The organism is Amycolatopsis sp. NBC_00345 (genome assembly GCF_036116635.1).
GTDB lineage: Bacteria > Actinomycetota > Actinomycetes > Mycobacteriales > Pseudonocardiaceae > Amycolatopsis.
This window is the reverse complement of the sequence record NZ_CP107995.1, coordinates 7,719,945-7,742,689: the sequence shown is the minus strand read 5'-3', so window position 1 is coordinate 7,742,689 and position 22,745 is coordinate 7,719,945. Positions and strand designations below refer to the sequence as shown.

The window sequence follows — 22,745 nt, the reverse complement described above, 5'->3', positions numbered from 1 at the left end:
CACACCTTCGTGGGCACGAGAAATGGGCAGCACGAGACGCGCGAGGGTGTGCCCGGGTTCTCACCCGGAACCACCCTCGCGCGTCACGCCTGCTCAACGACGGTATTCGTCGTACCCGTCGTCGTACGGGTCCTCGTACTGGTTGTCGTCCTCGTGGCTACTCTCCGAGGAACTACTCGACAGCTCGCGCTGCAAAGCATCGAAATCGGTGTCGTACGAGCTGTACTTGAGCTCGCGCGCCACCTTCGTCTGCTTGGCCTTAGCCCGGCCGCGCCCCATGGCTCGACCCCCTCGCACAGGGGCGGGGCGGCCGGGGGAATCGGCGGCCCCGCATCGTCTCGACAGTTCTTTCCTGGTCACACCGTACCGTGTCCGGGGGGGTGGATGCGACGTGGCACGGTGTGCCGGTCGCGACAGTGTCCGCCGGACGCCGGTTACCGGCCTGTCGGTGGCGATCGGCGCAGGTGGGCGTGCCACGATGCACTGGTGCTCCGTCCCTTCGTGGCCTATCTGCGGGTGTATGAACCCCTGCTCGCCTTGGGTGACCCGCCGGACGAGCGGCTGCGCGAAGCCGTGGCCGCGGCGAAGCTGCGCCGTGCCGCCATCGGCGAACGAGAGCAGCACATGTGGCTCAAGTCACAGGTCGCCGCGCCGTCCCGGCTCCTGCCCGCCGAGCTGTCCGACGGGCGCCCCGCGCCCAGCCTGCTCAACGACGTGCTGGTGCTCGACGTGGGCGAGCTGCCGCCCGGGCACCCGGTGGAGGGCCCGTTCGTCTGCCCGCTCGAGCTGCGGGCCCGCTCGGCGGCCGCGCTGGTGACGTTCCTCGGCGACGCGCACCCGGCGTTGAAGAACGCGGTGCTCGACGCCGGCGGGGTCTCCGCCGACCGCGCCCGGTCCCGCACGAAGGCCGCGATGGCCGACCTGACCACGATGGCGGCGCACACCCTGACCACGACGTGGACGGTGCCGCTGCCGTGGTTCGTCCTGGTCGACCCGGACGAGCGCCGGCTGGTCCTCGGCTCCGGCCCGGCCGACCCGACGCGTGAGGTGTCGTGGCGCACGTCGATGTCCGAGGCGCTCAGCCGCGCCGCCGAGGCGAGCGAGCTGATCGAGGCCGCCTTCGGCGAGTCCGGTCCCGCGCGGGTGCTGTCGCAGACCCGGCAGTGGCTGGAGAGCTTCAACCCGGCGTCGGTCGTGGAACTCGATTACGGCGGCCTCGTCCAGCTGTTCGCCGATTCGATCCTCGAGTCCGACACCACGGCCGAAGAGGTGCACGACATCCTGGACGCCCTGCGCACCGGCAACGTCGAAGAGCTCGCCGAGCTGTTCTCCGAACTCCGTGAGTTCTGGGGCGACCTCGCGGCTAGGGAGCACTCCAACTGACTCGCAGCTGTCCGACCTCCCGGCCACCGCCCAGCACGGCGGGGGCGGCCAGGTCGGCCAGCTCGGAGACGTCGACGCCGAGGTGACGCAGCACGGCCACGCCCAGCGGGCCGCAGCCGCGTTTGGCGCCGTCGTCCAGTTTCAGGGCCAGCGCGGTTCCGTCCGGCAGCGATACGGCCCAGACAGCCTCCGCACCGACCTTCGACAACAGGCCGGGGACGGCCTTCATCAGGCTGGTGTCCTCGCGGTCCGTGCCGGCGACGAGCCACGGGTGCGCGCGCATCGCGTCGGCCACACGGCGCTCGGGTGAGCCCGGGTCGGCCTGCACCAGGCGGCCGAACGAGCGTGCCAGGCCGGTCAGGGAGAAGGCGAACAGCGGGGCGCCGCAGCCGTCCACGCCGGTGGCGGCGATCGGCTCGCCGGTGAGCGAGACGACGGTGTCCGCGATCGCCTGCTGCAGCGGGTGCGCCGGGTGCTCGTAGCCGTCCGTCGGCCAGCCCGCCGCGACGCAGGTGGCGAGCATCGCCGCGTGCTTGCCGGAGCAGTTCATCGTGACGCGCAGCGGGCCGGCCGCCGCGTGCATCGACGGTTCGTACAGCGGGTACGCGGGCGGGCAGGCCAGCGCGGACTCGTCCAGGCCCGCGGCCGCCAGCATCGCCGCGACGCGCTCGACGTGGCCGGGCTCGCCGGAGTGGGAGCCGCAGGCCAGCGCCAGGTCGGCGCCGTCGTAGGACAGTCCGGAGTGGAGCATCCCGGCGGCCTGCAGCGGCTTGTTCGACGAGCGGGGGAACATCGGGCCGGTGACGTCGCCGGTGGCCAGGACCACCGTGCCGTCCGGGGCGGTGACCACGACGGAGCCGCGGTGCACGCTTTCGGTGAAACCGGAGCGGACGACCTCGACCAGTACCGGGTTGGTCACTTGCCGGAGCTCGCGGCGTTGCCGGATGAACCGGCGCTGCCGGACGAACCAGTGCCGCCGTTGGTGTCGGACCGGCCGCGCTCGGAGTCGAGCAGCTCGTCGACCGTCGCCGCGCCGCGCTGGTAGCGGGCGGCGATCTCGGCGTTGAGCGTGTCCATCACACCCTGCACCTGGCGGCGGAACGTCGACACGGACGTCTCCTCCGTGGCGTAGGTGTCCAGCGCGGAGGCGAGCTTGCTTTCCGACAGCGAGCCGACGTCGGTCAGGTCGGTGTCGCCGATCAGGGCCTCGGCGTGCCTGCGGTGCTCGCCCGCGCGTGACGGCTCCAGCCCCTGGTGCCGTCCGGAGCCCATGGCCGGGCCGATCGCGTTGTCGGCGAGGATGGTGGCGAGCTGGTCGACGATGCTCTCGCCGCCGGACGACCGGCGCTGCTGCTCGGCGCGCACGATGTCGATCCGGGCGTGGAGCAGACGGCGCAAATAGGACAGGTCCGTCTCTTCCTGCGCGGCCTCGTCACGGCGTTCGCGCAGCACCGGAAGCGGCAGGTCGCCGAGGCCGGTGGAGTATCCCGGGGCGAGGACGCGGTCGATCCGCCTTCGCCCGCCGGGACGAACTTCGATCACGGGCACATCCTGCTCTAGATTCCCCGACAACGCTACCGTCGAGTTCACTTCAGCCCCGTAGCCTCGCCGCAGCCTCCCGACCAGGGGCGGCGTGCTCGCCGGGCACGGAGTCCGGGTCGACGGTGGCTTGAACGACACGGTCCACCCCGCTCTCTTCATCTCTTGCGCCGGCCAGCAGCTCCGCGCCCGCCGGGGTGGAACGTTTCACCAGCGCCAGCGCGATCGGCCCCAGCTCATGGTGCTGGACGACACTCCCGACGCGCCCGACCACGCGTTCGCCGAGCCGCACCGGATCACCCGTCTCGGGGGTGATCTCCGGCGAGCCGTCGAGGTGCAGCAGCGCGAGGTAGCGCGGCGGGCGGCCGACGTTGTGCACCTTCGAGACGGTCTCCTGGCCGCGGTAACAGCCCTTCGCGACGTGCGCGGCGGAGTCGACCCAGCCCAGCTCGTGCGGGATCGAGCGCTCGTCGGTGTCGGTGCCGAGGCGCGGGCGCAGCGATTCCACGCGCAGCGCGTCGAAGGCCCAGCTCCCGGCCGGGCGCGCGCCCGCGTCGGTGAGCCGCCGCCACCAGTCCGCCAGCTGCTCGCGCGGCACGGCGAGGTCCACACTGGACCGCGTCGGCCACGGCATCCGGCGCGCGAAACCGCCGCCGGGCAACGCGGTCACGGTGTACGGCGCGGGCCCGACCTCGGCGCCGACCGCGCTCAGCACCCGCTCGGCGTCCGGGCCGAGGACGGTGAGCAGCGCGAGTTCCGTTGTCGCGTCGCGGATTTCGACCTTCGACCAGAACTTCATCGCCTCGAAGTACTCAAGCAGCGTCTGCTTGCCGCCCTTGGGCAGCGCGCTGGTCGCGCTCGCGCCGGGGTCGCTGTCGATCCAGACGGTGCCGTCGAGGTGCGCCAGCACGAAGTGGGTGTCGATGTGGCCATGGCTGTCGAGCACGAGTGCCTCGGTGCCGGTGCCCTCGGCCAGCCCCGTCACGTGCTGGGAGATCACGAGGTGCAGCCACGACAGGCGTTCCTCACCCGTGACAGCCAGTACCTCGCGGTGCGAGCGGTCGATCACGACCACGCCGCGGGCGGCGGTGCGCTGCTCGGCGAACGGGTCACCCCAGTGCCAGGGGACGCCCGATTCCGGGTGGCCTTCGGGCGGGGCGATCGCGCGGGGGGCTTCCAGTAACGGCGAGCGATACGGCATAAGGACAAGACTAGCTCCGTCGCCCTCCCCACCACCGCCCTCAACGGCGTAGCCGCGCGCCGTCGCCCTGGTACTACGGTGTGGGCATGCGCGTTCTCGCCTTCCTCGACGGAACTCTGGCCGACCCCGACGCCGCCCACATCCGGGTGGACGACCTCGGGCTGCTGCGGGGAGACGGGGTGTTCGAGACCATCCTCGTGGCGGACAAGAAGCCGCGGGAGCTGCGTCCGCACCTCGACCGCCTCGCCCGCTCCGCCGCCATGCTGGACCTGCCCGCGCCGGACCTCGCCGGGTTCGAGCGAGCGGCGCGGAAAGTCATCGACACCTGGACGGGTGGTCGTGAGATCGCGCTGAAACTGGTGTACACCAGGGGAATCGACGGCGATCCGGCCGGCGTGCCGACGGCGTTCGCCATGGGGTTGGAGATCGACGAGAAGGTGCAGCGCGCCCGCGTTGACGGCGTCGCCGCCGTGCTGCTGGAGCGCGGCTTCGCCCCGGACGTCGCCGAGCGCGCGCCGTGGCTGCTGCTGGGCGCGAAGACGGTGTCGTACGCCGTGAACATGGCGGCGCTGCGCGAGGCCGCCCGCCGCGGCGCCCAGGATGTGATCTTCACCGCTGCCGACGGCTCGGTGCTGGAGGGCCCGACGTCCACGGTTGTCGTCGCGAAGGGCCGCACGCTGTACACCCCGCCCTCGACCGTCGGCATCCTGCCCGGCACCACGCAGCACGCGCTGTTCCGCGGCGCGGAGAAGGCCGGCTGGACGATCAAGGTCGAGCCGCTCACGGCCGCCGACCTGACCACGGCCGACGGGGTTTTCCTCGCGTCTTCGGTCCGGCTGGTCACCCGCGTGCACACGCTCGACGGCGCCGCGCTGCCGGACTCGGCCGCCGTGCACCGTGAGCTGGTGGCGGCCTACGAGTCGGAGTACTGAGCTTCGCTGATCCGCACGACCGAGGCCGTCACGCCCTCCGCGCGGTAGGCCGCGATCTTGTGGTGCCCGTCGACGATCAGCGCGCGGGCACCGGCGAGCACCACGGCCACCGGGCGGTGCCCGGAGCGGATGGCGGTGCGGTAGTAGGCGACTCTGGCCTCGTCGGCGGCCGGCCGGCCCGCGGTGGCGACCAGGTCGTCGTCCGGCAGCCGCTCGGGGCCGCTGACCTGGTAACGGCCGTCCACCAGCAGGTCCAGCAGCTCGCGGAGGGTCTCGGTGAGCGGCCGCCGCAGCTGGCCGGTGGCGAGCGCGATCCGGAGCGACTGTGACAATTCCGGCGCCCCTCCTCTCGGCCAAAGTCCGTCAAGGCCCCCTTCACCGCGTCCGACGCGGGTAAGGAGGCCTTGACGGACTTCGCCGGAGCCGGCCTCGGCACCCCCGACGACCGCCCCGGCATCCGGCGCCAGGAAGCCCTTACCGCCTGTGACCGTTACCTGTTCCACGGTTATCAGGACGGGTGGAGCCACACCTGGGTTCCAGGACGGGCCTGTGCGAGCGCGTCGAGTGACCCTCGTCTCACCACCGCAACCACGGGGTAACCGCCGGTAGTCGGGTGATCGGCGAGGAACACGACCGGCAGGCCGTTCGGCGGCACCTGGACCGCGCCGGTCAGCAGGCCTTCGCTGGGCAGTTCCCCCGTGCGCTCGCGGCGCAGGGGCGGGCCGTCGAGCCGCAGGCCGACGCGGTTGGACTCCGCCGTCACCGTCCACCACACGCCGAGGCCGCCCGCGGCGCCGGCCAGCCAGTCGTCCCGCGGGCCGAGCCCGACCGGGATGACCAGCCGGTCCGGCGACGGCGGCGCGACGACCACGTCGGCCCCCGCGGGCACGCCGGTCGCCGGTCCGAGCGGGACTGTCGTGCCGGGCGCGAGCGGCTCCGGGCCGATCCCGGACAGCACGTCGCGCGACCGGCTGCCCAGCTCGGCCGGCACGTCGATGCCGCCGGAAACCGCCAGATAACAACGCAGGCCGCGGGCCGGGGTGCCGATCGTGAGCGTCTGCCCGGCGCGCAGGGCGACGGCGGCGTGGGACCCGGCGTCCCGGCCGTCCACGGTCACCGCGACCACCGGCCCGGTCACCGCCACCGTGCACGACGCGGTCGCGCGCACGGACAGCCCGCCCAGCAGCGTTTCGATCCCGGCGGCGTCTTCGGGGTTGCCGGCGAGCCGGTTCGCCAGCCGCAGCGCGCCGACGTCCAGCGCGCCCGAGGGCGGCACGCCGAGGTGCGCGTACCCCGGCCGGCCGAGGTCCTGGACCAGGGCGAGCGCGCCCGTCGCGAGTACTTCGAGCGCCCGCATCACACGCTCCGGAACCGGACGCGGTCGCCGGGCGCGAGCAGCGCCGGCGGGTCCATGGCCGAGTCGAACAGCGTCACCGACGTGTGCCCCAGCAGCCGCCAGCCCCCGGGCGACTCGCGCGGGTAGACGCCGGTGAACTCACCGGCGACGCCCACCGCGCCGGCCGGTACGCGCGTGCGCGGCGACTCAAGGCGCGGCTGCCGCAGCGGCGCGGGAAGCCCGGTCAGGTAACCGAAGCCGGGCGCGAAACCGGTGAACGCGACCGTGTAGACGGCGCCGGTGTGGAGTCCGACAATGTCCTCTTCGGACAGTCCGGCGTCGCGCGCGACCATCGCCAGGTCTTCGCCGTCGTAGCGGACGTCGAGGGTCACCTCGCGCGGCGAGCCGGACGGCGGGTGGGCCAGGTCGGCGCCGTCGAGCAGCGCGCGCACCCGGTCGAGCACGGCCGGCTCGGCGACCACCAGCAGGCTCCGCGCGCCCGGCACCAGCTCGATGACACCCGGGATCGCGGCGGCCTCGACCGTGGCGCGCGCGGCGCTCATCTGGTCGAGCGAGTCGCAGTCGAGCAGGGCGCCCTGCTCGCCGTACCGCCGCCAGCGCACGGCGTCGCCGATCTCAGCCGGCGACGCGGTGCAGCAGCGCCGAAGCGTGCGGCTGCATTTCCTGGCCGACCATCGCGCGCTCCTCGACGTAGCCGAGGTTGCCGTTGATCAGGCCGTACAGCCGCTTCGCCCCCGTGACGTCCTTCGCGGTGGCGGTGCGGATGACCGCGTCGGTGCCCAGCTCCCAGGACGTCTGGTTCAGCGGCTTGCCGTAGTACAGCTCGACGATCCCGGAGCTGTGCGTGAGCAGCAGCTCGAGGGTGTCGTCCTCCTGCGGGCGCCAGAAACCGGTCTCGCGGGCGGCCGGGCGGAGGATCGAGCCGTCCTCGTTCAGCAGCCAGGAGCGCGCCTCGTGGTAGAGGAACGGCCTGCCGTCGTGCGCGACGGTGAGCTGCTGGGCGAACTTGCGGGGGCCTTCGATCGTCGGGTAGTCGATCTCGCCCTCGCCGCGCCACACGCCGACGAGCGGCAGCAGGGCGAGGCAGGCCGCGTTCAGGTCCGGGCCCTCGCGCAGGTTCGCCGTGTCGTTCGGGATCGGCAGATCGTCCCAGGCCGGCAGATTGCGCGCGCGCGTGCTGGCGGCCCGCTCTTCGGCGGCCGCGATGGCCTCGTCGCCACTGGTTGTCATCGGCTAGCGCTGGTCGGCGTAAAGCCGGTAGACGACGTAGCAGGCGAACCACACGATGGCGACGGCCGCCAAGGCCAGCAGGATCGTAAACAGGGTCTCCACGCGATGCAGAATAGTCCGGACCCGCTCATCCGGCCCTGCGCAGGGTCGCCGCGGTGAGGACGGTCACCGCCAGCAGCGTCGCGCCCGCCAGGGCCATCGCGGCGTGCAGCCCGGCGCTGAACGTCGCGCCGTGGGACAGCAGGGCGCCCAGCGCGGCGACCCCGAGCGCGGTGCCGGTCTGGCGGGCCGCGTTCACCGTCGCGGAGGCGATGCCCACGCGGTCGCCCGGCAGGCCCGCGAGGCCGACGATGTTGGTGGGCGTGATGGACAGTCCGACGCCGATCCCGGCCAGGCCGAAGACCAGTGCCAGATGCCAGTACGGGCTCGTCGCGTCCACCGCCAGGAACGCGAACCCGCCGAGCCCGGCGACGAACAGGCCCACCGGCAGCACCCGCCGCGCGTCGAAGCGGGCGGCCAGGCGGCCGGCGCAGAACGCCGCGACGACGTTGGCCAGCACGTACGGCAGCATCTGCACCCCGGCGACGCTCGCGGAGACCCCGCGCCCCTGCTGCAGGTACAGCGCGATCAGCACCGGCACCGGGTAGGCCGCGAAGCCGATCACAAACGACCCCAGCGTCGACACCGAGAACCGGGCCCGCGCGAAGAGGCGGATCGGCAGCATCGGGTGCGGCACGCGCAGCTCGACGACGACAAACGCGGCCAGCACCAGCACCGCGATCAGGCCGACGACGAGGTCACCGGCGATCACCGCGTACACCAGCCCGCCGATCCACACCGCGCCCAGCGCCTGGCCGGTCAGGTCCAGCGCGCCGTGGGCCGGGTCGGCGGACTCGGTGATGCCCCGGCGTCCCGCGAGCACGGCGACGACGCCGAGCGGCACGTTCACCAGGAAGATCGTGGGCCAGCCGAACGCGTCGGTCAGCGGCCCACCGGCCAGCGGGCCGACGACCAGCGCGGAGCCGGACACCGTGCCCCACCAGCCCATCATCTTCGCGCGCTCGCGCGGGTCCGGGAACGCGTGCGCGAGCAGCGCGATCGCGCCCGGGATGACGGCCGCGGCCGCCGCGCCCTGGACCACGCGGGCGGCGACCAGCAGGCCGAGCGTCGGCGCGAGCCCGCAGGCCAGCGAGGCGAGCGTGAACACGACCAGCCCGGTCAGGTAGACGAGCTTGCGGCCGTAGCGGTCGCCGAGCGTGCCGCCGGTGAGGATCGCCGCGGCGATCGCGACGGTGTAGCCGTCGACGATCCACTGCAGGTCCGTGAAACCGGTGTGCAGGTCCCGCTGGATGGCCGGCAGCGCGACGCTGACCACGCTCACGTCCAGCAGCGCCATGAAGCTGCCGAGGAACAGGGCGAGGATCAGTGCGGGGCTCTTGGTAACCGTTTTCGTCTGAATCACCTGGGCAGCTTGCGTCCTCAAGTCGGCTTGAGGTCAACTGTCTTTTGTGCTGTCCATCGGCGCGCGGCGATCCGGGCTGCCGGACGCCCGCCGGGACTCGTGAGTGCCTATGACGGTTAGAACCGTCATAGGCACTCACGAGCCTGGGTACGGCGAAACCCCCGACGCTGCTTGGATTGCGCAGTGAGTCGGGGGCTTCGCCGGAAAAGCGTCAGGCGACCGAGATCGCCAGCTGGTGCAGGCCGGGGCCCTCCGCCGTGACGGTGGCCTCGCCGTTGCCGGTGCGGTGCAGGGCGCGGATCGTCCAGTCGCCCGGCGCCGCGTAGAAGCGGAAGTCGCCGTCGGCCGAGGAGACGACCTCGCCGGTGAAGTCGCCGCCGCCGTCGAGCAGGCGCACGAAGGCGCCGCCGACCGGGCCCGCGCTGCCGGTCACCTTGCCGGCGAGCACGACCTGGCCCTTGGTGTCGAAGTCGGCGGGCGTGGCCTCCTGGGTGGGGGCGCCGCAGCCGTCGTCCGGAGTCGCTCCCATTACTTCGCTCCCAACTCGACCGGCACGCCGACCAGCGAGCCGTATTCGGTCCACGAACCGTCGTAGTTCTTCACGTCGCCGTAGCCCAGCAGCTCGTGCAGCGCGAACCACGCGATGGACGAGCGCTCGCCGATCCGGCAGTACGCGATGGTGGCCTTCGACTCGTCGATGCCAGCGTCGGCGTACAGCTCCTTGATCTCGTCCTCGGACTTGAAGGTGCCGTCCTCGTTGGCGACCTTGGCCCACGGCACGTTCAGCGCGCCCGGGATGTGGCCCGGCACCTGCGCGACCTCCTGCGGGAGGTGCGCCGGGGCGAGCAGCTTGCCGGCGAACTCGTCCGGCGAGCGCACGTCCACGTAGTTCTTCGCGCCGATCGACTGCACGACCTCGTCGCGGAACGCGCGGATCGAGGTGTCCGCGTCCTGCGCCTTGTACTCGGCGGTGTCGCGCTTGACCGCGTCGGAGTTCAGCGCCCGGCCGTCCAGCTCCCACTTCTTGCGGCCGCCGTCGAGCAGCTGCACGTTCTCGTGGCCGTAGAGCTTGAAGTACCAGTACGCGTACGCGGCGAACCAGTTGTTGTTGCCGCCGTAGAGGATCACGCGGTCGTTGTTCGAGATGCCCTTCTCCGCGAGGAGCTTCTCGAAGTCTTCCTTGCCGACGAAGTCGCGGCGGACCTTGTCCTGCAGGTCGTTGCGCCAGTCGAGCTTCACCGCGCCGCGGATGTGCCCGGCGTCGTAGGCGGTCGTGTCCTCGTCGACCTCGGCGAACACCACGCCGGGGGTGTCCAGGTTCTCCTCGGCCCACTGGGTGGTGACCAGGACGTCTTCACGGCTCATGGAGCGAACTCTCTTTCTGGGGTGGGTGGTTCAGGACGCGCGCGGGCTGGGGCTGAAACGCTTGATGAGCAAGAACATCTCGCAACCGAGGCAGAAGTTGAACGCCGCGTTGAGGAAGGCGGCGAACAACGCGAACGCCGTCGCCACGATGCCGAGGGTCGTCACGCCGGTGACGAAGCCGACCGTGCCGACGAGCGCGAACACGAACCCGACGGCCTGCGCGAACCGCAGCGGCGCCGCGTCCTCACGCTCGCTCGTCGGGCCGAGCCGCGGCGCCACGAGGGCGCGGTACAGGATCGAATAGGGCGCCGGCTTCAGCCCGACGAACGCGCCGATCGCGAACACGACGGTCTGCACGGCGAGCAACGGCCACCACTGGGTCAGGAGCACCACGGCGAGCACCACCGTGGTCACGATCGCGGCGAACCGCGGTCCACGCGGGTCGACAGCCGGTCCGGCGGCCATGGTTCCTCCTGCTGGAGCTGGACGGAAGCGTGCGAATCGGCACGCTGCGGAGGGTCTTCCTCGAGCTGCGGCCTAGGCGCGAGACGTGCTTCAGCGCCGGCCGGGCGAACATGGACACAAGCTGCTGCGCACGCGGCACAGGTCCACTGCGCGCCGCTGCGTCAGGAGGGTGATGGGCAGCTTGTCCACGCCGCCGAGAGTACCCACGCTCTCTGGGGGTGGGAACAACGTTCATTCCTTGGGACGCGTCCCGGAATTTGAGAATCAACCCGCTGAACAGGGGCGGGCCCGGCGCGCATCGGCGCGGCCGTGGCCTCCGTCATGGACCCGCACGCGGTTAAGGCCTCCTTGACGGCGTGGGACGCGGGTAAGGAGGCCTTGACGGCGTGGGACGCGGGTAAGGAGGCCTTGACGGCGTTCAGGCGGGCTCGAACGGCGATGGCGCGAGCAGGGAGTTTCAGCGGGCGTCGGTCCCGATGAGGTGCGGCTGCAGGGCGGCCAGCAGCTCGGGGCCCTTCGGCACGCCGCCGACGCGCAGCAGCTCACGGCCGTCCGGGGCGAGTGCCAGCGTGGTCGGCGTCCGGAGCACGGAAAGGGCCTGCGCGACCTCGGGCTGCTCGGTGACGTCGAGGTCCACGTGGTGCAGCCCGTCGGTCTTCTCGGCCAGCGCGGACAGGATCACGCGCGTGTGCCGGCACGGCGCGCAGAATGTCGTGGAGATCTGGACCAGCGTCACGGCGGACGCCGGGTCGAGCGCGTCGGCGACCGGAGCGGGCAGCGGGCGGGTGGTGACGGCCGGCTTCGCGGCCCGGACCCGGCCGTTACGGGCCTTCAGCAGCAGGCCCGCGACGACCGCGACCACCAGCGTCCCCAGCAGTACCCAGACTCCGGTCACCGGGTGCTCACCCCTTGTTCGTCGTCAGGTCCGCGAAGCTCACGTTGTCGGCCTCGCCCTTGATGGTCACCGAGCCGCTGTCCACGCGCACCGCGGTCGGCGTCACGGACAGCGGCAGCCGCGCGGTGTCGATCGTGGCGCGGAAGTTCGGCAGCAGGGCCTTCTGCACAGCGGCTGGAACGACGGTGGTGTCGTGGTCATTCCCGAACTGCAGCCGGTTGGGCACGATCGAGATCGTCTTGTCCTTCAGCTCGATCAGCGCGAAGCAGAACAGCTCCACCTTCTGGCCGGCGATCTGGACGTTGGCGGACAGCCGGATCCCGGCCGTGTCGCTGTCCTGCTTCTCGCCCTGGGCGTTGGTCGTCGTCGGGTCGGGCTGCTTGCCCTGGTCCGTGTCGCCGTACTTGACGTAGTTCACGGTGGACTGGTCGATCTTGAGGTTCTGCACCTTGTCCAGCGGCGAGATGTGCGCGATGTCGGACGCCTTGATGGTCACGGCGCCGGTCAGCTTGCCGATCTTGACCGCCTTCATGTTGCCGGCGGTGAGGTCGGACAGCGGCGCGGTCACGTCTTCGAGCTCCGCGCTCACGCCGAGGTCGCGCAGGTCGTTGCCGACCGGCACCCCGTCGGCCGAGACGCTGATGTGACTGTAGTCACCGGCGAGGGCCTGGGTGAGGAACGGGAAACCGTGGATCTGGACCGACGGGTCGTCGGTCAGCCCGAGCTGGTCGCGGGCCTTCTGGGAGATCGTGTGCTCGGCGAACGCGGCGGCGCCGAAATCCGCTCCGACCAGCACGATCACGATGACCCCGACCACGATCACCCAGCGGCGGATACGCCGTCCACGACGTCGGCTGTCCGGCCGCTGAGCCGGTCGGTCGTCCCGCGTCACGGGCCTGCTCACCATCGCGTCGGTTCTCCTGTCGGTCGGGGGCCGGGACCCGCCCCGGTGTTTGCCCAGGTGTGATCGATCCAGCACGCGTTAGGTGCCGGGGGTACTCACCCGCTATTCTCACTTAGCACCGACCGAAGCCATGTTCGAGGCGACGACTTTGTGAAGGCGGTGCGGCTCATGAGCCTGGACCTTCTCGTACTGACTGCGGAAGCCGACCCCACCTCGGTACTGCCCGCGCTGGACTTGCTTCCCCACACCGTACGCGTTCGGGCACCCGAGGTGACCGCCCTGCTCGACGCCGGGCACCGGGACGTCATCCTGCTCGACGCGCGCAGTGACCTCGCGTCCGCGAAGAGCCTTTGCCGGCTGCTCAAGGGCGCCGGCGAGGAAGAAGCGACCACCCCGATCATCGCGGTGGTGGGCGAGGGCGGACTGGTCGCGGTGAGCGCGGAATGGCGCACCGACGACATCCTGCTGCCGACCGCGGGCCCGGCCGAGGTGGACGCCCGGCTGCGCCTGGTCACCACCCGCGACGGCAGCTCCGCGCAGGTGGACGCCGAGCTGCGCGTCGGCGAGCTGGTGATCGACGAGGCCACGTACACCGCGCGCCTGCGCCGTCGCACGCTGGAACTCACCTACAAGGAGTTCGAGCTGCTCAAGTACCTCGCGCAGCACGCGGGCCGCGTCTTCACCCGCGCCCAGCTGCTGCAGGAGGTCTGGGGCTACGACTTCTTCGGCGGCACGCGCACGGTGGACGTCCACGTGCGGCGGCTGCGCGCGAAGCTCGGCCCCGAGCACGAGCAGATGATCGGCACCGTGCGCAACGTCGGGTACAAGTTCGAGCGCCCGGCGAAGTCCGGCGGCGGCCCCGCCGTCAAGCCGCCGCCGGCCGCGGCACCGCACCCGGCGGCACCGGTTGAGACAGCGGAGCTTTCGGCCCGCTGACGCCGCAAGACTCGTGAGTGGCGATGACGGTTCTAACCGTCATAAACACTCACGAGTCCCCACTAGGCTGGCTCCCATGGAGCCGGCTGACTGGACGAACGAACCCGACTTAGACGGGATCCGCGCGATCCTGCTCGCCGCGAAGGCGGTGGACGGGCGTCCCGAGGTCGCCGAGTCCGGCCCGCTGCCGCGCGAGTTCGACGGCGGGCTGCACCTGCTCGCCCGGGAATCGGGTTCACCACAGGGTTACGTCCACCTCGACACCGAGGGCGACTCCTACGGCCGCCAGGTCGCCGAGCTGGTCGTGCACCCGGAACACCGGCGTCACGGCGTCGGCACGGCGTTGGCGCGCGCGCTGGCCGAGCGGGCCTCGGAGGGCTACCGCGTCTGGTCCCACGGCGACCACCCGGGCGCGGCCGCCGTCGCCGCGAAGCTGGGGCTGGAGCGGCGGCGTGAGCTGCTGATCCTGCACGTCGACGTCGAGGGCGCCGACTGGCCGGAGCCCGTGCTGCGCGAGGGCGTCAAGCTGCGCACTTTCGTGCCGGGCCAGGACGAGCAGGCGCTGATCGCCGTCAACGCGCGCGCGTTCGACTGGCACCCCGAGCAGGGCGCGCTGACCGTCGAGGACCTGCTCGACGAGGAACGGCAGGGCTGGTTCGACCCGGCTGGCTTCTTCCTCGCGGAGAACGCCGACGGCGAGGTGGTCGGCTTCCACTGGACGAAGGTGCACGAGCCGGTGCCCGGCCGCTTCGGCGGCGAGCCGGTGGGCGAGGTGTACGTCGTCGGAGTTAACCCGGCTACGCAGGGTGGCGGTCTGGGCAAGGCGCTGACCCTCGCCGGGCTCCGGTATCTGCGCGAGCGGGGGCTACGCCAAGTGATCCTTTACGTCGAGGGTGACAACGCCCCGGCGCTGGCGGTCTACGGCAAGCTGGGGTTTACCCGTTTCGAAACCGACGTTCAGTACGGTAAGTAATCACTGTGGACCGCTAATCCCACGCTGTGTTACGTTTTGCGTACTCGCAGGTCACGACGGGGACACGACCCCCGTTCGGAGTAGTCGTCCTGCTCACAACCGGCGCCTTGTTCACCTCGCGTTCAACTGGACAAGGGCGACCGTCCACCGTGGCTGCCTAATGTCCGGATCCGGCACGGCGCGAAAGCGTGTCATCCGGCGAAGGTCTCTCTCAGTGAGAAAGCCAGTGGAGGAAATGCAGTGAAGATCATGCGGCCCTTGGGCGCCGTGGGCATCGCGGCGAGTGCGTTCCTGCTTGCCGCCTGTGGCTCCGACCCCGCGGCGAGCAACAGCAGTGGCAGCTCGGCCGCCGCGCCGGCCGCTACCGGCACTGCGCAGGTCGACTGCGGCGGCAAGAGCCCGCTTTCGGGCGAGGGCTCGACGGCGCAGGACAAGGCCGTCGGCGTCTTCAAGCTCGCCTACGGCAAGCAGTGCAGCGGCCAGCAGGTGAACTACACCGCGAGCGGCTCCGGCGCGGGCGTCAAGCAGTTCAACGGCAACCAGGTCGACTTCGGCGGCTCCGACTCGCCGATCACCGGCGCGGACCTCGACGCGGCGAACAAGCGCTGCGCCTCCCCGGCGTGGAACATCCCGATGGTGGTCGGCCCCGTCGCGGTCGCCTACAAGCTCCAGGGCGTCGACAAGCTGACCCTGACCCCGACCGTGATCGCGAAGATCTTCAACGGCGGCATCAAGAACTGGAACGACCCGGCCATCAAGGCGGTCAAGGGCAACGAGTCCTTCACCTTCCCGGACAAGCCGATCCAGGTCGTCTCCCGCTCGGACGAGTCCGGCACCACGGACAACTTCCAGAAGTACCTCGGCGCGGCGGCCAAGGACGTCTGGACCCAGGGCGCGGGCAAGAAGTTCAACGGCGGGGTCGGCAACGGCGCGTCGGGCTCCAACGGCGTCGCGACCGCGGTCAAGGCCGCCGACGGCGCCATCACCTACGTCGAGGGCGCGTTCGCCAAGGACGGCATCACGCCGGCCCTGATCGACAGCGGCTCCGGCGGCGTCCAGCTGACCGGTGAGAACGTGGCGAAGTCCCTCGACACGGCCAAGTTCCTCCACGACGGCACGAACGACCTCGCGCTGGACCTCAACGGCATCTACGCCAGCAACATCCCGGGCGCGTACCCGCTGCTGCTGACCACGTACGAGATCGTCTGCTCGAAGTACTCGGACGCCAACACGGCGAAGGCCATCAAGGCGTTCCTGACCACTGCGGCGACCACGGGCCAGCAGCAGGTCTCCAGCCAGGGCTACGTGCCGATCCCGCAGAGCCTGCAGGACAAGGTGCTGACCGCGGTCAAGGCGATTTCCTGACCTACCCTCGCTGAAACTGAGTCAAGACGAGACTGGACAAGTAACAGTCGATGAGCGAGTCATCCTCTTCGCGAACGCCCACCGGCGACCCCGGTGGGCGTTCGTCGTCCGCCCGAGCGTTACCGGAGGATCCGATTTCGGACACACCAGCCGCGCCGGCGCCCGAGTCGCCGCCCGCGAGCAAAAAGCCGAAGAAGGTGCGGGCCGGTGACCGCATCTTCCAGAACCTGACCACCGGGGCCGGCGTGTTCATCGTGGCCTTGATCGCCCTGATCGGGATCTTCCTGATCGTGCAGGCCATCCCGGCGCTGCGGGCCGACAAGGCGAACTTCCTGTTCAACCACGGGTGGTCCACCAACGACCCGGCGAACATGTCGTTCGGCATCGCCGACCTGCTCGAGGTCACCGTGGCGACGTCGCTGGTCGCACTGGTGATCGCGATGCCCGTCTCACTCGGCATCGCGCTGTTCCTCACGCAGTACGCGCCGAAGCGGCTGGCCCGCCCGTTCGCGTACGTCATCGACCTGCTCGCGGCGGTCCCGTCGATCATCTTCGGGCTGTGGGGCATCCTGGTGTTCGCGCCCGCGATCGAGCCGTTCGCGCAGTGGGTGAACAGCACGTTCTCGTGGATCCCGATCTTCGCGCCCGGCAACGTCGCGCCCAGCGTGCGCGGCACGATCTTCACCGCGGGCATCGTGCTCGCCGTGATGATCCTGCCGATCATCACCTCGCTCTCGCGCGAGGTCTTCGAGCGCACGCCGACCACGCACATCGAAGGCGCGCTGGCGCTCGGCGCGACGCGCTGGGAGGTCATCCGCACCACGGTGCTGCCGTTCGGCAAGGCGGGTTACATCGGCGCGTCGATGCTCGGCCTCGGCCGCGCGCTCGGTGAGACGATCGCCCTGGCGGTGATCCTGCTGATCCCGGTCGGGCGGAACTTCGACTGGAGCGTGTTCGACGGCGGCGCGACGTTCGCCTCCAAGATCGCCGCCAACTACAGCGAGTTCAACAACGCGACGTCGGCCGGCGCGTACATCGCGGCCGGCCTGGTGCTGTTCGTGCTGACCTTCGTGGTCAACTTCGCGGCCCGGTCCATCATCGGCAAGAAGGGGGACTGAGCATGTCCGCAACGCTCGAACGCCCCGCCACCGCGCCGGCCTTCCAGCAGGTGAGCCTGGCCCGGAAAGCGAAGAACGGCCTCGCCACCGTGCTGGTGTGGCTGTCGTTCCTGGTCGCCGTGGTGCCGCTGGTGTGGGTGCTCTACACGGTGGTCGCGAACGGCATCAGGCGTCTGCCGTACAGCAACTGGTGGACGCAGGACTTCGGCGCCGTGCTGAGTGACCAGGTCGGTGGCGGTGTGCTGCACGCCATCATCGGCACCCTGCTGCAGGGCCTGGTGTGCGCGATCATCGCCGTGCCGATCGGCATGCTGGTCGCGATCTACCTGGTCGAGTACGGCCGTGGGAAGCTCGCGACGGCCACCACGTTCATGGTGGACATCCTCTCGGGCGTTCCGTCCATTGTGGCCGCTCTGTTCATCTACGCGCTGTGGATCACCACGCTTGGCTTGCCGCGCAGCGGTTTCGCCGTGTCGCTCGCGCTGGTGCTGCTGATGATCCCGGTGGTCGTCCGCTCGTCGGAGGAGATGCTCCGGATCGTGCCGGACGACCTGCGTGAGGCCTCCTACGCGCTGGGCGTGCCGAAGTGGAAGACGATCATGAAGATCGTGCTGCCGACGGCGATGTCCGGCATCATCGGCGGCATCATGATGGCGCTCGCCCGCGTGATGGGCGAGACCGCGCCGCTGCTGGTGCTCGTGGGCTACTCCTCTTACGTGCACTGGGACATCTTCAGCGGTGAGCAGGCCGCCCTGCCGCTGGTGATGAACAACGAGCGCGTCACGAACTCGATGGACCCCGGCAGCGTCGGCTTCGACCGGATCTGGGGCGCGGCACTGACCCTGGTGCTGATCATCGCCGTGATCAACCTGCTCGCCACCCTGATCTCCCGCATCGTCGCCCCGAAGAAGAAGTGAGTCATGGCCAAGCGAATCGACGTCAAGGACGTAGACATCTACTACGGCAAGTTCCACGCCGTGGACGGCGTCACCCTCCAGGTGCCGCCGCGCAACGTCACCGCGTTCATCGGGCCGTCCGGCTGCGGCAAGTCGACCGTGCTGCGCACGCTGAACCGGATGCACGAGGTGATCCCGGGCGCGCGGGTGGAGGGCGAGGTGCTGCTCGACGGCGAGGACATCTACTCGTCCACTGTGGACCCGGTCTCGGTCCGCCGCACGATCGGCATGGTGTTCCAGCGCCCGAACCCGTTCCCCACTATGTCCATCAAGGACAACGTGGTGGCCGGGCTTCGCCTGGCCGGCACCAGCAACCGCAAGCAGCTCGACGAGATCGCCGAGCGCGCGCTACGCGGGGCCAACCTGTGGAACGAGGTCAAGGACCGGCTGAACAAGCCGGGCGGCGGCCTCTCCGGCGGCCAGCAGCAGCGGCTCTGCATCGCCCGCGCCATCGCGGTGCAGCCCGACGTGCTCCTGATGGACGAGCCGTGCTCCGCGCTCGACCCCATCTCCACGCTCGCGATCGAGGACCTGATCGGTGAGCTGAAGAAGGAGTACACGATTGTCATCGTGACGCACAACATGCAGCAGGCCGCCCGAGTCTCGGACCAGACGGCGTTCTTCAACCTCGCCGGCGTCGGCCAGCCCGGCCGGCTCGTCGAGCTGAACGACACGGAGAAGATCTTCTCCAACCCGGACGAGAAGGCGACCGAGGACTACATCTCGGGCCGCTTCGGCTGAGCAGTCCGCTGTGGACCGTCGAACGGCTCCTCTGTCCTTAATGGATGGGGGAGCCGTTTTTCGTTGTTTGGCTTGGGTTTGCTGGTAACGCACTGAAGGCCGCCAGGAGGGTGGGTGCCCTCGTGGCGGCCTTCGACGTTCAGTTGTCCGGTCTCAGAGGTTCAGGTCCTCGTCCGACCCGTAGCCCGGCATCCGGCCGGTGACCACGAAGATCATCCGCTTGGCCACGGAGACCGCGTGGTCGGCGTAGCGCTCGTAGAAGCGGCCCAGCAGGGTGACGTCCACGGCGGCGGCGACGCCGTGCGGCCACTCGCGGTCCATCAGGACGGTGAAGAGGTGACGGTGGATGTCGTCGACCTGGTCGTCGTCGGCCTCGAGGTCCTTGGCGGCGTTGACGTCCTTGGTCTTGATGACCACCTCGGCCTGGCGCGCCAGCTTGACCGCGGCGCGGCCCATTTCCGCGAAGTCCGGCCGCACCGACTCCGGCAGCACCGGCTCCGGGTGGCGGCGCCGCGCGGCCTTGGCGACGTGCAGGGCCAGGTCGCCCATCCGCTCCAGGCTCTCCGCGGCGTGGATCGCGGCCAGCACGGTCCTCAGATCCGTGGCGACCGGGGCCTGGAGCGCGAGCAGCGCGTACGCCTGCTCCTCGCATTCGGCGCGCGCGTCGTCGACCTTCTGGTCGTCGCTGATCACCTGCTCCGCGAGCCCGAGGTCGACCTCGAGCAACGCCTGGGTCGCACGCTCCATCGCATCGGCGACCTGCACCGACATGGCCGCCAGATTGACGGCGAGCTGTTCGAGTTCGACATGGTAGGCCTCACGCATGGCTCAACCCTACGGTGCGCGCTGTCCGAATACCGCATCGCCGGGTGAACCGGAAGTGAACCCGGCCTAACGAATTCCGCAGGTCAGCCGGAGTCGCTGGTCTTCTTGTCATCGCTGCCCGAAGGGCCCTTCGACGACGACTGCGAGGAGCTGCTGTTGCCGGCCTCCGCGGCCGTCTGCGAGGGTCCGACCGGCTTGTCACCGGGCAGCGGGGTGTTGTCGCGCAGGGCGGTGAACAGGTCGTCGGTCTTGGACTTGACCAGGACCTCGTTGCCGCGCTTGTTGGCGTTGCCGGTGGTGGGCACGGTCATGAAGTTGATCTTCGACGGGTCGAGGCCGCGCATCGACTGCGCGAGCGTCATCATCTGCTGCACACCGAGGTTGTCGCCGAAGGTGGCGCCGGCGAACGCCGTGATGAAGCCGGACAGCTTGCCCGGGTCCAGCACCACGTCCGAGGACATGACCTTCTTGAGCAGCGCGCCGATGAACTCCTGCTGCCGCTTGATCCGGCCGTAGTCGGACGTCGGGTCGCCCTTGACGTGCCGGGCGCGGACGTAGCTCAGCGCCTGGTCACCGGAGATGGTGACGTTGCCGGTCTCCAGCAGGACCTTGCCGAGCACCGTGTCGTCGATGGGCGCCGGGTTGTTGATGGTGACGCCGTGCACCGCGTCGACCATCGCCTTGAAGCCGTTGAAGTCGATGCCGACGAAGTGGTTGATCCGCAGGCCGGTGAGCTTCTGGATCACCTTCGTCATGCACTGCGGCCCGCCCACGCCGAACGCGGTGTTCAGCTTCGCGATCGGTTGCCCCTTCACCACTTCGTCGGTGGTGGCGGACTTGGCCGGGTCCCAGCGGTTGCAGTCCGGGCGGTTGATCTCGAGGTCGCGCGGGAAGGAGACGACGACCACGCGCTTCCGGTCGGCGGGCACGTGCGCGACCATCACGGTGTCGGAACGCGCGCCGGGGACGTTGTCGGCGCTGCCGACGTTCTCCTCGGCGGACGCGCCGTCGCGGCTGTCGGAGCCGACCATCAGGAAGTTCTCGTCGTTGGCCTGCGCGGCGGCGTTCTGGATGTCGGACGAGTTCTCGTCAAGCGCGGCGACCTGCGTGAACTTGGCGTCGAACCAGTTGACCGCGCCCCAGGCGGCGCCGGTGGCGAGGAAGACCAGCGCGGCCAGCACGATCAGCGCGATCCGTCCAATGCGGACGGTCCGGTCGCTGTGCCGCTGCTTCTTCTCCTGCAACCGCGTCTGCGGCGCCTTCTCGGCCGCGTTTTCGGCCTCAGCTTCGGCTTCGGCGGTCTCGGGCTTGTCGCCGGTCGTGACGACGCGTTGCAGCGCGGTTCGTGTCTGTTCGAGCAACGCCACCGGCCGCGCGGTCAGCCATTCCCGCCGCTCACGGCGTTTCGCCTCTTCCGCCTGCATCTCGTCGTGGGCCGCGGAGAACCGCGCGAGGGTGTGGTCGATCTTCCGGCGGGACTGCGTCGCCTCGTCGATGACCTCCATCTCGTCGGTCATGGTGAGCGGGTCGAGCTCCGACCGGGGCGGCACCCCGTTCGCCGGCCGCGCGGGCGCCCGCCGCGAACGGGGACGGCCGTTGCTGTTGCCGTCTCCGGTGCTGGGCGCTTCGGCGGGGTTGACGGCGGAGGTCAGCTGGGTGCGGTCGGCGGGGCTGCCGTTGGATTTGCTGTTGGAGGCGTTGTTGGAACTGCCGTTGGCCGGGTTGACCGCGGAGGTCAGTTGGGTGCGGTCGGCTGGCTTGCCGTTCGGCCCAGGGCGGTCGGCGGGTTTGCCATTGGGGCCGGGGCGTTCGGCCGGGTTGCCGTTCAGGCCGCGGTCGATGGGGTTGCCGTTCGGGCCGGGGCGTTCGGCGGGGCTGCCGTTGGGGCCGCGGTCGGCGGGTTTGCCGTTGAGGCTGGGGGTCAGCTGGGTGCGGTCACCGTTCTTGGCGGTGGCGGGCCGTTCGGATCCGGGCAGGCCGTTCGGCAGGTCCAGACCACCGACCGCCGGTGCGAGCGTGGTCCGCTCACCCGTCTTGCCCTTCCGACGTTCCATCTCCCGGTCGCCCGGTCCCTTGCGCGAACGCTCGTTCCCGCCAGGACCGGCGGCGGGCATTCCGCGCTCATCGGGCGCCGTGCCGTCGGGGCCGGGCATCCCTCGCTGGGCGAGGGGTTTGCCGTTGGCGCCGGGGAAACCGCGGCCGGGAGTGGAGGGGCCGTTGGGGCCGGGCCCGCGATCGGGAAGGGGGGTGCCGTTGGTGCTGGGCAGGCGACGGTCGCCAGGCGGCGTGCCGTTCGGGCCGGGCATTCCGCGGTCGGCGGGCGGCGTGCCATTGGGACTGGGCATCCCGCGGTCGGCGGGCGGGGCGCCGTTCAGACCGGGCATTCCGCGGCCGGGGGTGGAAGGGCCGTTGGGGCCGGGCCCACGGTCGGGAAGAGGGGTGCCGTTGGGGCCGGGCATCCCGCGATCAGCCGGCGAGGTGCCGTTCAGTCCCTCGGCGCTGGGGCCGGGGCCGCGGTCGGCGCGGGGGCCGTTCGGGAGTGGGACCGCGCCGGTGCGGGCGCGGCCGGGCTGCGGGGCGGGCGAGCCGTTCGATCCGTGGCTGGGCTGGGGGGTGGTGCCGTTGAGTCCGTAGCCGGGCTGGTCCGAGGAGCTGTCGCGGTCCGAGGGGGCCACACCATTGGTGCTGGGTCCCGGGGTGACTGCGTGGGAACCGTTGGTATCGCGGGGTGGCTGGGCCGCGTGGGAGCCCGTGGACTGGGCCGCGGGCGACGGCGGCACGTCAGGCTGAGCGCGGCGACGGCCCGGGCGCGCGCCTGGTGCACCCGGGCCCGGAGGGGCCGTCGGGGAGTGACGCTGCGGGGGAGGTTCCGAGATCGGCAAAGCCGACGTCGAGCGGCGGGGGCGCGGAGGGCGCGGCGCCGCCTCGTCCAGGGACGACGGGCCGGGCTCCGGACGGGCCCGGCGACCAGGCTCTTCCGCACGGCCAGAGGAGTACGACTGCTCGTCCGCGTGAACGGGCTGGTACCCCGGCTCCTCTGCGTGACCAGAGCGGCGCCCAGACGGCTCCGCCTGGCCGGAACGGCGCCCGGACGAACC

The 22,745-nt window shown here is 70.8% G+C and carries 24 protein-coding genes; 8 read left to right on the top strand and 16 right to left on the bottom strand.

Annotated features, from left to right (window positions below; genetic code table 11):
- Positions 1 to 93 precede the first annotated feature (93 nt).
- Complete coding sequence (locus tag OG943_RS34910) at positions 94 to 279, bottom strand: DUF3073 domain-containing protein (RefSeq protein ID WP_328612222.1); 186 nt, start codon at positions 277 to 279, stop codon at positions 94 to 96.
- A 207-nt stretch (positions 280 to 486) separates the two neighbouring features.
- Between OG943_RS34910 and OG943_RS34905 the strand changes: the two genes are divergently transcribed.
- Complete coding sequence (locus tag OG943_RS34905) at positions 487 to 1,383, top strand: hypothetical protein (RefSeq protein WP_328605185.1); 897 nt, start codon at positions 487 to 489, stop codon at positions 1,381 to 1,383.
- Here the strand turns inward: OG943_RS34905 and OG943_RS34900 are convergent.
- Genes OG943_RS34900 through ygfZ form a run of 3 tightly spaced genes read right to left on the bottom strand, consistent with a single transcriptional unit; the run spans position 1,364 to position 4,123 of the window.
- Positions 1,364 to 2,302 (bottom strand): asparaginase, encoded by a 939-nt coding sequence (locus OG943_RS34900; protein ID WP_328605184.1) that lies wholly within the window; start codon positions 2,300 to 2,302, stop codon positions 1,364 to 1,366. The genes OG943_RS34905 and OG943_RS34900 overlap by 20 nt on opposite strands.
- A complete protein-coding gene (locus tag OG943_RS34895) occupies positions 2,299 to 2,925 on the bottom strand; it encodes an RsiG family protein (protein ID WP_328605183.1) in 627 nt (208 codons plus the stop codon). Before OG943_RS34895 ends, OG943_RS34900 begins: the two co-directional genes overlap by 4 nt.
- A gap of 49 nt (positions 2,926 to 2,974) precedes the next feature.
- Complete coding sequence (gene ygfZ / locus OG943_RS34890) at positions 2,975 to 4,123, bottom strand: CAF17-like 4Fe-4S cluster assembly/insertion protein YgfZ (protein WP_328605182.1); 1,149 nt, start codon at positions 4,121 to 4,123, stop codon at positions 2,975 to 2,977.
- An 86-nt stretch (positions 4,124 to 4,209) separates the two neighbouring features.
- On the opposite strand from ygfZ, the gene OG943_RS34885 reads away from it, so the two are divergent.
- Positions 4,210 to 5,055 carry an aminodeoxychorismate lyase gene (locus OG943_RS34885; RefSeq protein WP_328605181.1) on the top strand — a complete coding sequence of 282 codons (846 nt, stop codon included), beginning with the start codon at positions 4,210 to 4,212 and terminating at the stop codon, positions 5,053 to 5,055.
- Here the strand turns inward: OG943_RS34885 and OG943_RS34880 are convergent.
- The 10 genes from OG943_RS34880 to OG943_RS34835 form a co-directional block, all read right to left on the bottom strand.
- Positions 5,037 to 5,387, bottom strand: coding sequence for a hypothetical protein (locus tag OG943_RS34880; protein WP_328605180.1), 351 nt, complete (start codon positions 5,385 to 5,387; stop codon positions 5,037 to 5,039). The two genes, OG943_RS34885 and OG943_RS34880, sit on opposite strands and share 19 nt — an antisense overlap.
- Before the next feature lie 176 nt (positions 5,388 to 5,563).
- The gene (locus OG943_RS34875; RefSeq protein WP_328605179.1) at positions 5,564 to 6,412 is read right to left on the bottom strand and encodes a biotin-dependent carboxyltransferase family protein; all 849 of its coding nucleotides are present in this window, start codon (positions 6,410 to 6,412) and stop codon (positions 5,564 to 5,566) included.
- Positions 6,412 to 7,014: a 5-oxoprolinase subunit PxpB gene (gene pxpB / locus OG943_RS34870; protein WP_328605178.1), complete on the bottom strand. Its 603-nt coding sequence runs from the start codon at positions 7,012 to 7,014 to the stop codon at positions 6,412 to 6,414. The genes OG943_RS34875 and pxpB overlap by 1 nt, the downstream gene beginning before the upstream one ends.
- A 13-nt stretch (positions 7,015 to 7,027) precedes the next feature.
- A complete protein-coding gene (locus OG943_RS34865) occupies positions 7,028 to 7,642 on the bottom strand; it encodes an FABP family protein (RefSeq protein WP_328605177.1) in 615 nt (204 codons plus the stop codon).
- A 127-nt stretch (positions 7,643 to 7,769) separates the two neighbouring features.
- The gene (locus OG943_RS34860; RefSeq protein ID WP_328605176.1) at positions 7,770 to 9,104 is read right to left on the bottom strand and encodes a DHA2 family efflux MFS transporter permease subunit; all 1,335 of its coding nucleotides are present in this window, start codon (positions 9,102 to 9,104) and stop codon (positions 7,770 to 7,772) included.
- 211 nt (positions 9,105 to 9,315) lie between these two features.
- Positions 9,316 to 9,633 (bottom strand): DUF1416 domain-containing protein, encoded by a 318-nt coding sequence (locus tag OG943_RS34855; protein ID WP_328605175.1) that lies wholly within the window; start codon positions 9,631 to 9,633, stop codon positions 9,316 to 9,318.
- Complete coding sequence (locus tag OG943_RS34850; RefSeq protein ID WP_328605174.1) at positions 9,633 to 10,469, bottom strand: sulfurtransferase; 837 nt, start codon at positions 10,467 to 10,469, stop codon at positions 9,633 to 9,635. Before OG943_RS34850 ends, OG943_RS34855 begins: the two co-directional genes overlap by 1 nt.
- Before the next feature lie 30 nt (positions 10,470 to 10,499).
- On the bottom strand, positions 10,500 to 10,934 hold the full coding sequence (locus OG943_RS34845) for a DUF4395 domain-containing protein (RefSeq protein ID WP_328605173.1): 435 nt from the start codon (positions 10,932 to 10,934) through the stop codon (positions 10,500 to 10,502).
- Positions 10,935 to 11,391: 457 nt separating this feature from the next.
- Positions 11,392 to 11,829 carry a TlpA family protein disulfide reductase gene (locus OG943_RS34840; protein WP_328605172.1) on the bottom strand — a complete coding sequence of 146 codons (438 nt, stop codon included), beginning with the start codon at positions 11,827 to 11,829 and terminating at the stop codon, positions 11,392 to 11,394.
- Positions 11,830 to 11,836: 7 nt separating this feature from the next.
- Positions 11,837 to 12,736, bottom strand: a complete 900-nt coding sequence (locus OG943_RS34835) for an LmeA family phospholipid-binding protein (RefSeq protein ID WP_328605171.1) — start codon at positions 12,734 to 12,736, stop codon at positions 11,837 to 11,839.
- 165 nt (positions 12,737 to 12,901) lie between these two features.
- Here OG943_RS34835 and OG943_RS34830 point away from each other — a divergent pair, with 165 nt between their 5' ends.
- The 6 genes from OG943_RS34830 (at position 12,902) to pstB (ending at position 18,822) form a co-directional block, all read left to right on the top strand.
- Positions 12,902 to 13,669 (top strand): response regulator transcription factor, encoded by a 768-nt coding sequence (locus OG943_RS34830; RefSeq protein ID WP_328605170.1) that lies wholly within the window; start codon positions 12,902 to 12,904, stop codon positions 13,667 to 13,669.
- Between the two features lie 76 nt (positions 13,670 to 13,745).
- Complete coding sequence (mshD, locus tag OG943_RS34825) at positions 13,746 to 14,642, top strand: mycothiol synthase (RefSeq protein WP_328605169.1); 897 nt, start codon at positions 13,746 to 13,748, stop codon at positions 14,640 to 14,642.
- A 240-nt stretch (positions 14,643 to 14,882) separates the two neighbouring features.
- Positions 14,883 to 16,007 (top strand): phosphate ABC transporter substrate-binding protein PstS, encoded by a 1,125-nt coding sequence (pstS, locus tag OG943_RS34820; protein ID WP_328605168.1) that lies wholly within the window; start codon positions 14,883 to 14,885, stop codon positions 16,005 to 16,007.
- Positions 16,008 to 16,204: 197 nt separating this feature from the next.
- Positions 16,205 to 17,125 (top strand): phosphate ABC transporter permease subunit PstC, encoded by a 921-nt coding sequence (pstC, locus tag OG943_RS34815; RefSeq protein WP_328612221.1) that lies wholly within the window; start codon positions 16,205 to 16,207, stop codon positions 17,123 to 17,125.
- Between the two features lie 2 nt (positions 17,126 to 17,127).
- Positions 17,128 to 18,042, top strand: coding sequence for a phosphate ABC transporter permease PstA (pstA, locus tag OG943_RS34810; RefSeq protein WP_328605167.1), 915 nt, complete (start codon positions 17,128 to 17,130; stop codon positions 18,040 to 18,042).
- Positions 18,043 to 18,045: 3 nt separating this feature from the next.
- On the top strand, positions 18,046 to 18,822 hold the full coding sequence (gene pstB / locus OG943_RS34805; protein ID WP_328605166.1) for a phosphate ABC transporter ATP-binding protein PstB: 777 nt from the start codon (positions 18,046 to 18,048) through the stop codon (positions 18,820 to 18,822).
- Positions 18,823 to 18,975: 153 nt separating this feature from the next.
- Here pstB and phoU read toward each other — a convergent pair whose 3' ends face one another.
- Both phoU and OG943_RS34795 read right to left on the bottom strand, forming a co-directional pair.
- A complete protein-coding gene (gene phoU, locus OG943_RS34800) occupies positions 18,976 to 19,647 on the bottom strand; it encodes a phosphate signaling complex protein PhoU (RefSeq protein ID WP_328605165.1) in 672 nt (223 codons plus the stop codon).
- An 83-nt stretch (positions 19,648 to 19,730) separates the two neighbouring features.
- Entirely contained in the window at positions 19,731 to 22,322 is a 2,592-nt protein-coding gene (locus tag OG943_RS34795) for an LCP family protein (RefSeq protein WP_328605164.1), read from the bottom strand.
- Positions 22,323 to 22,745: the final 423 nt, after the last annotated feature.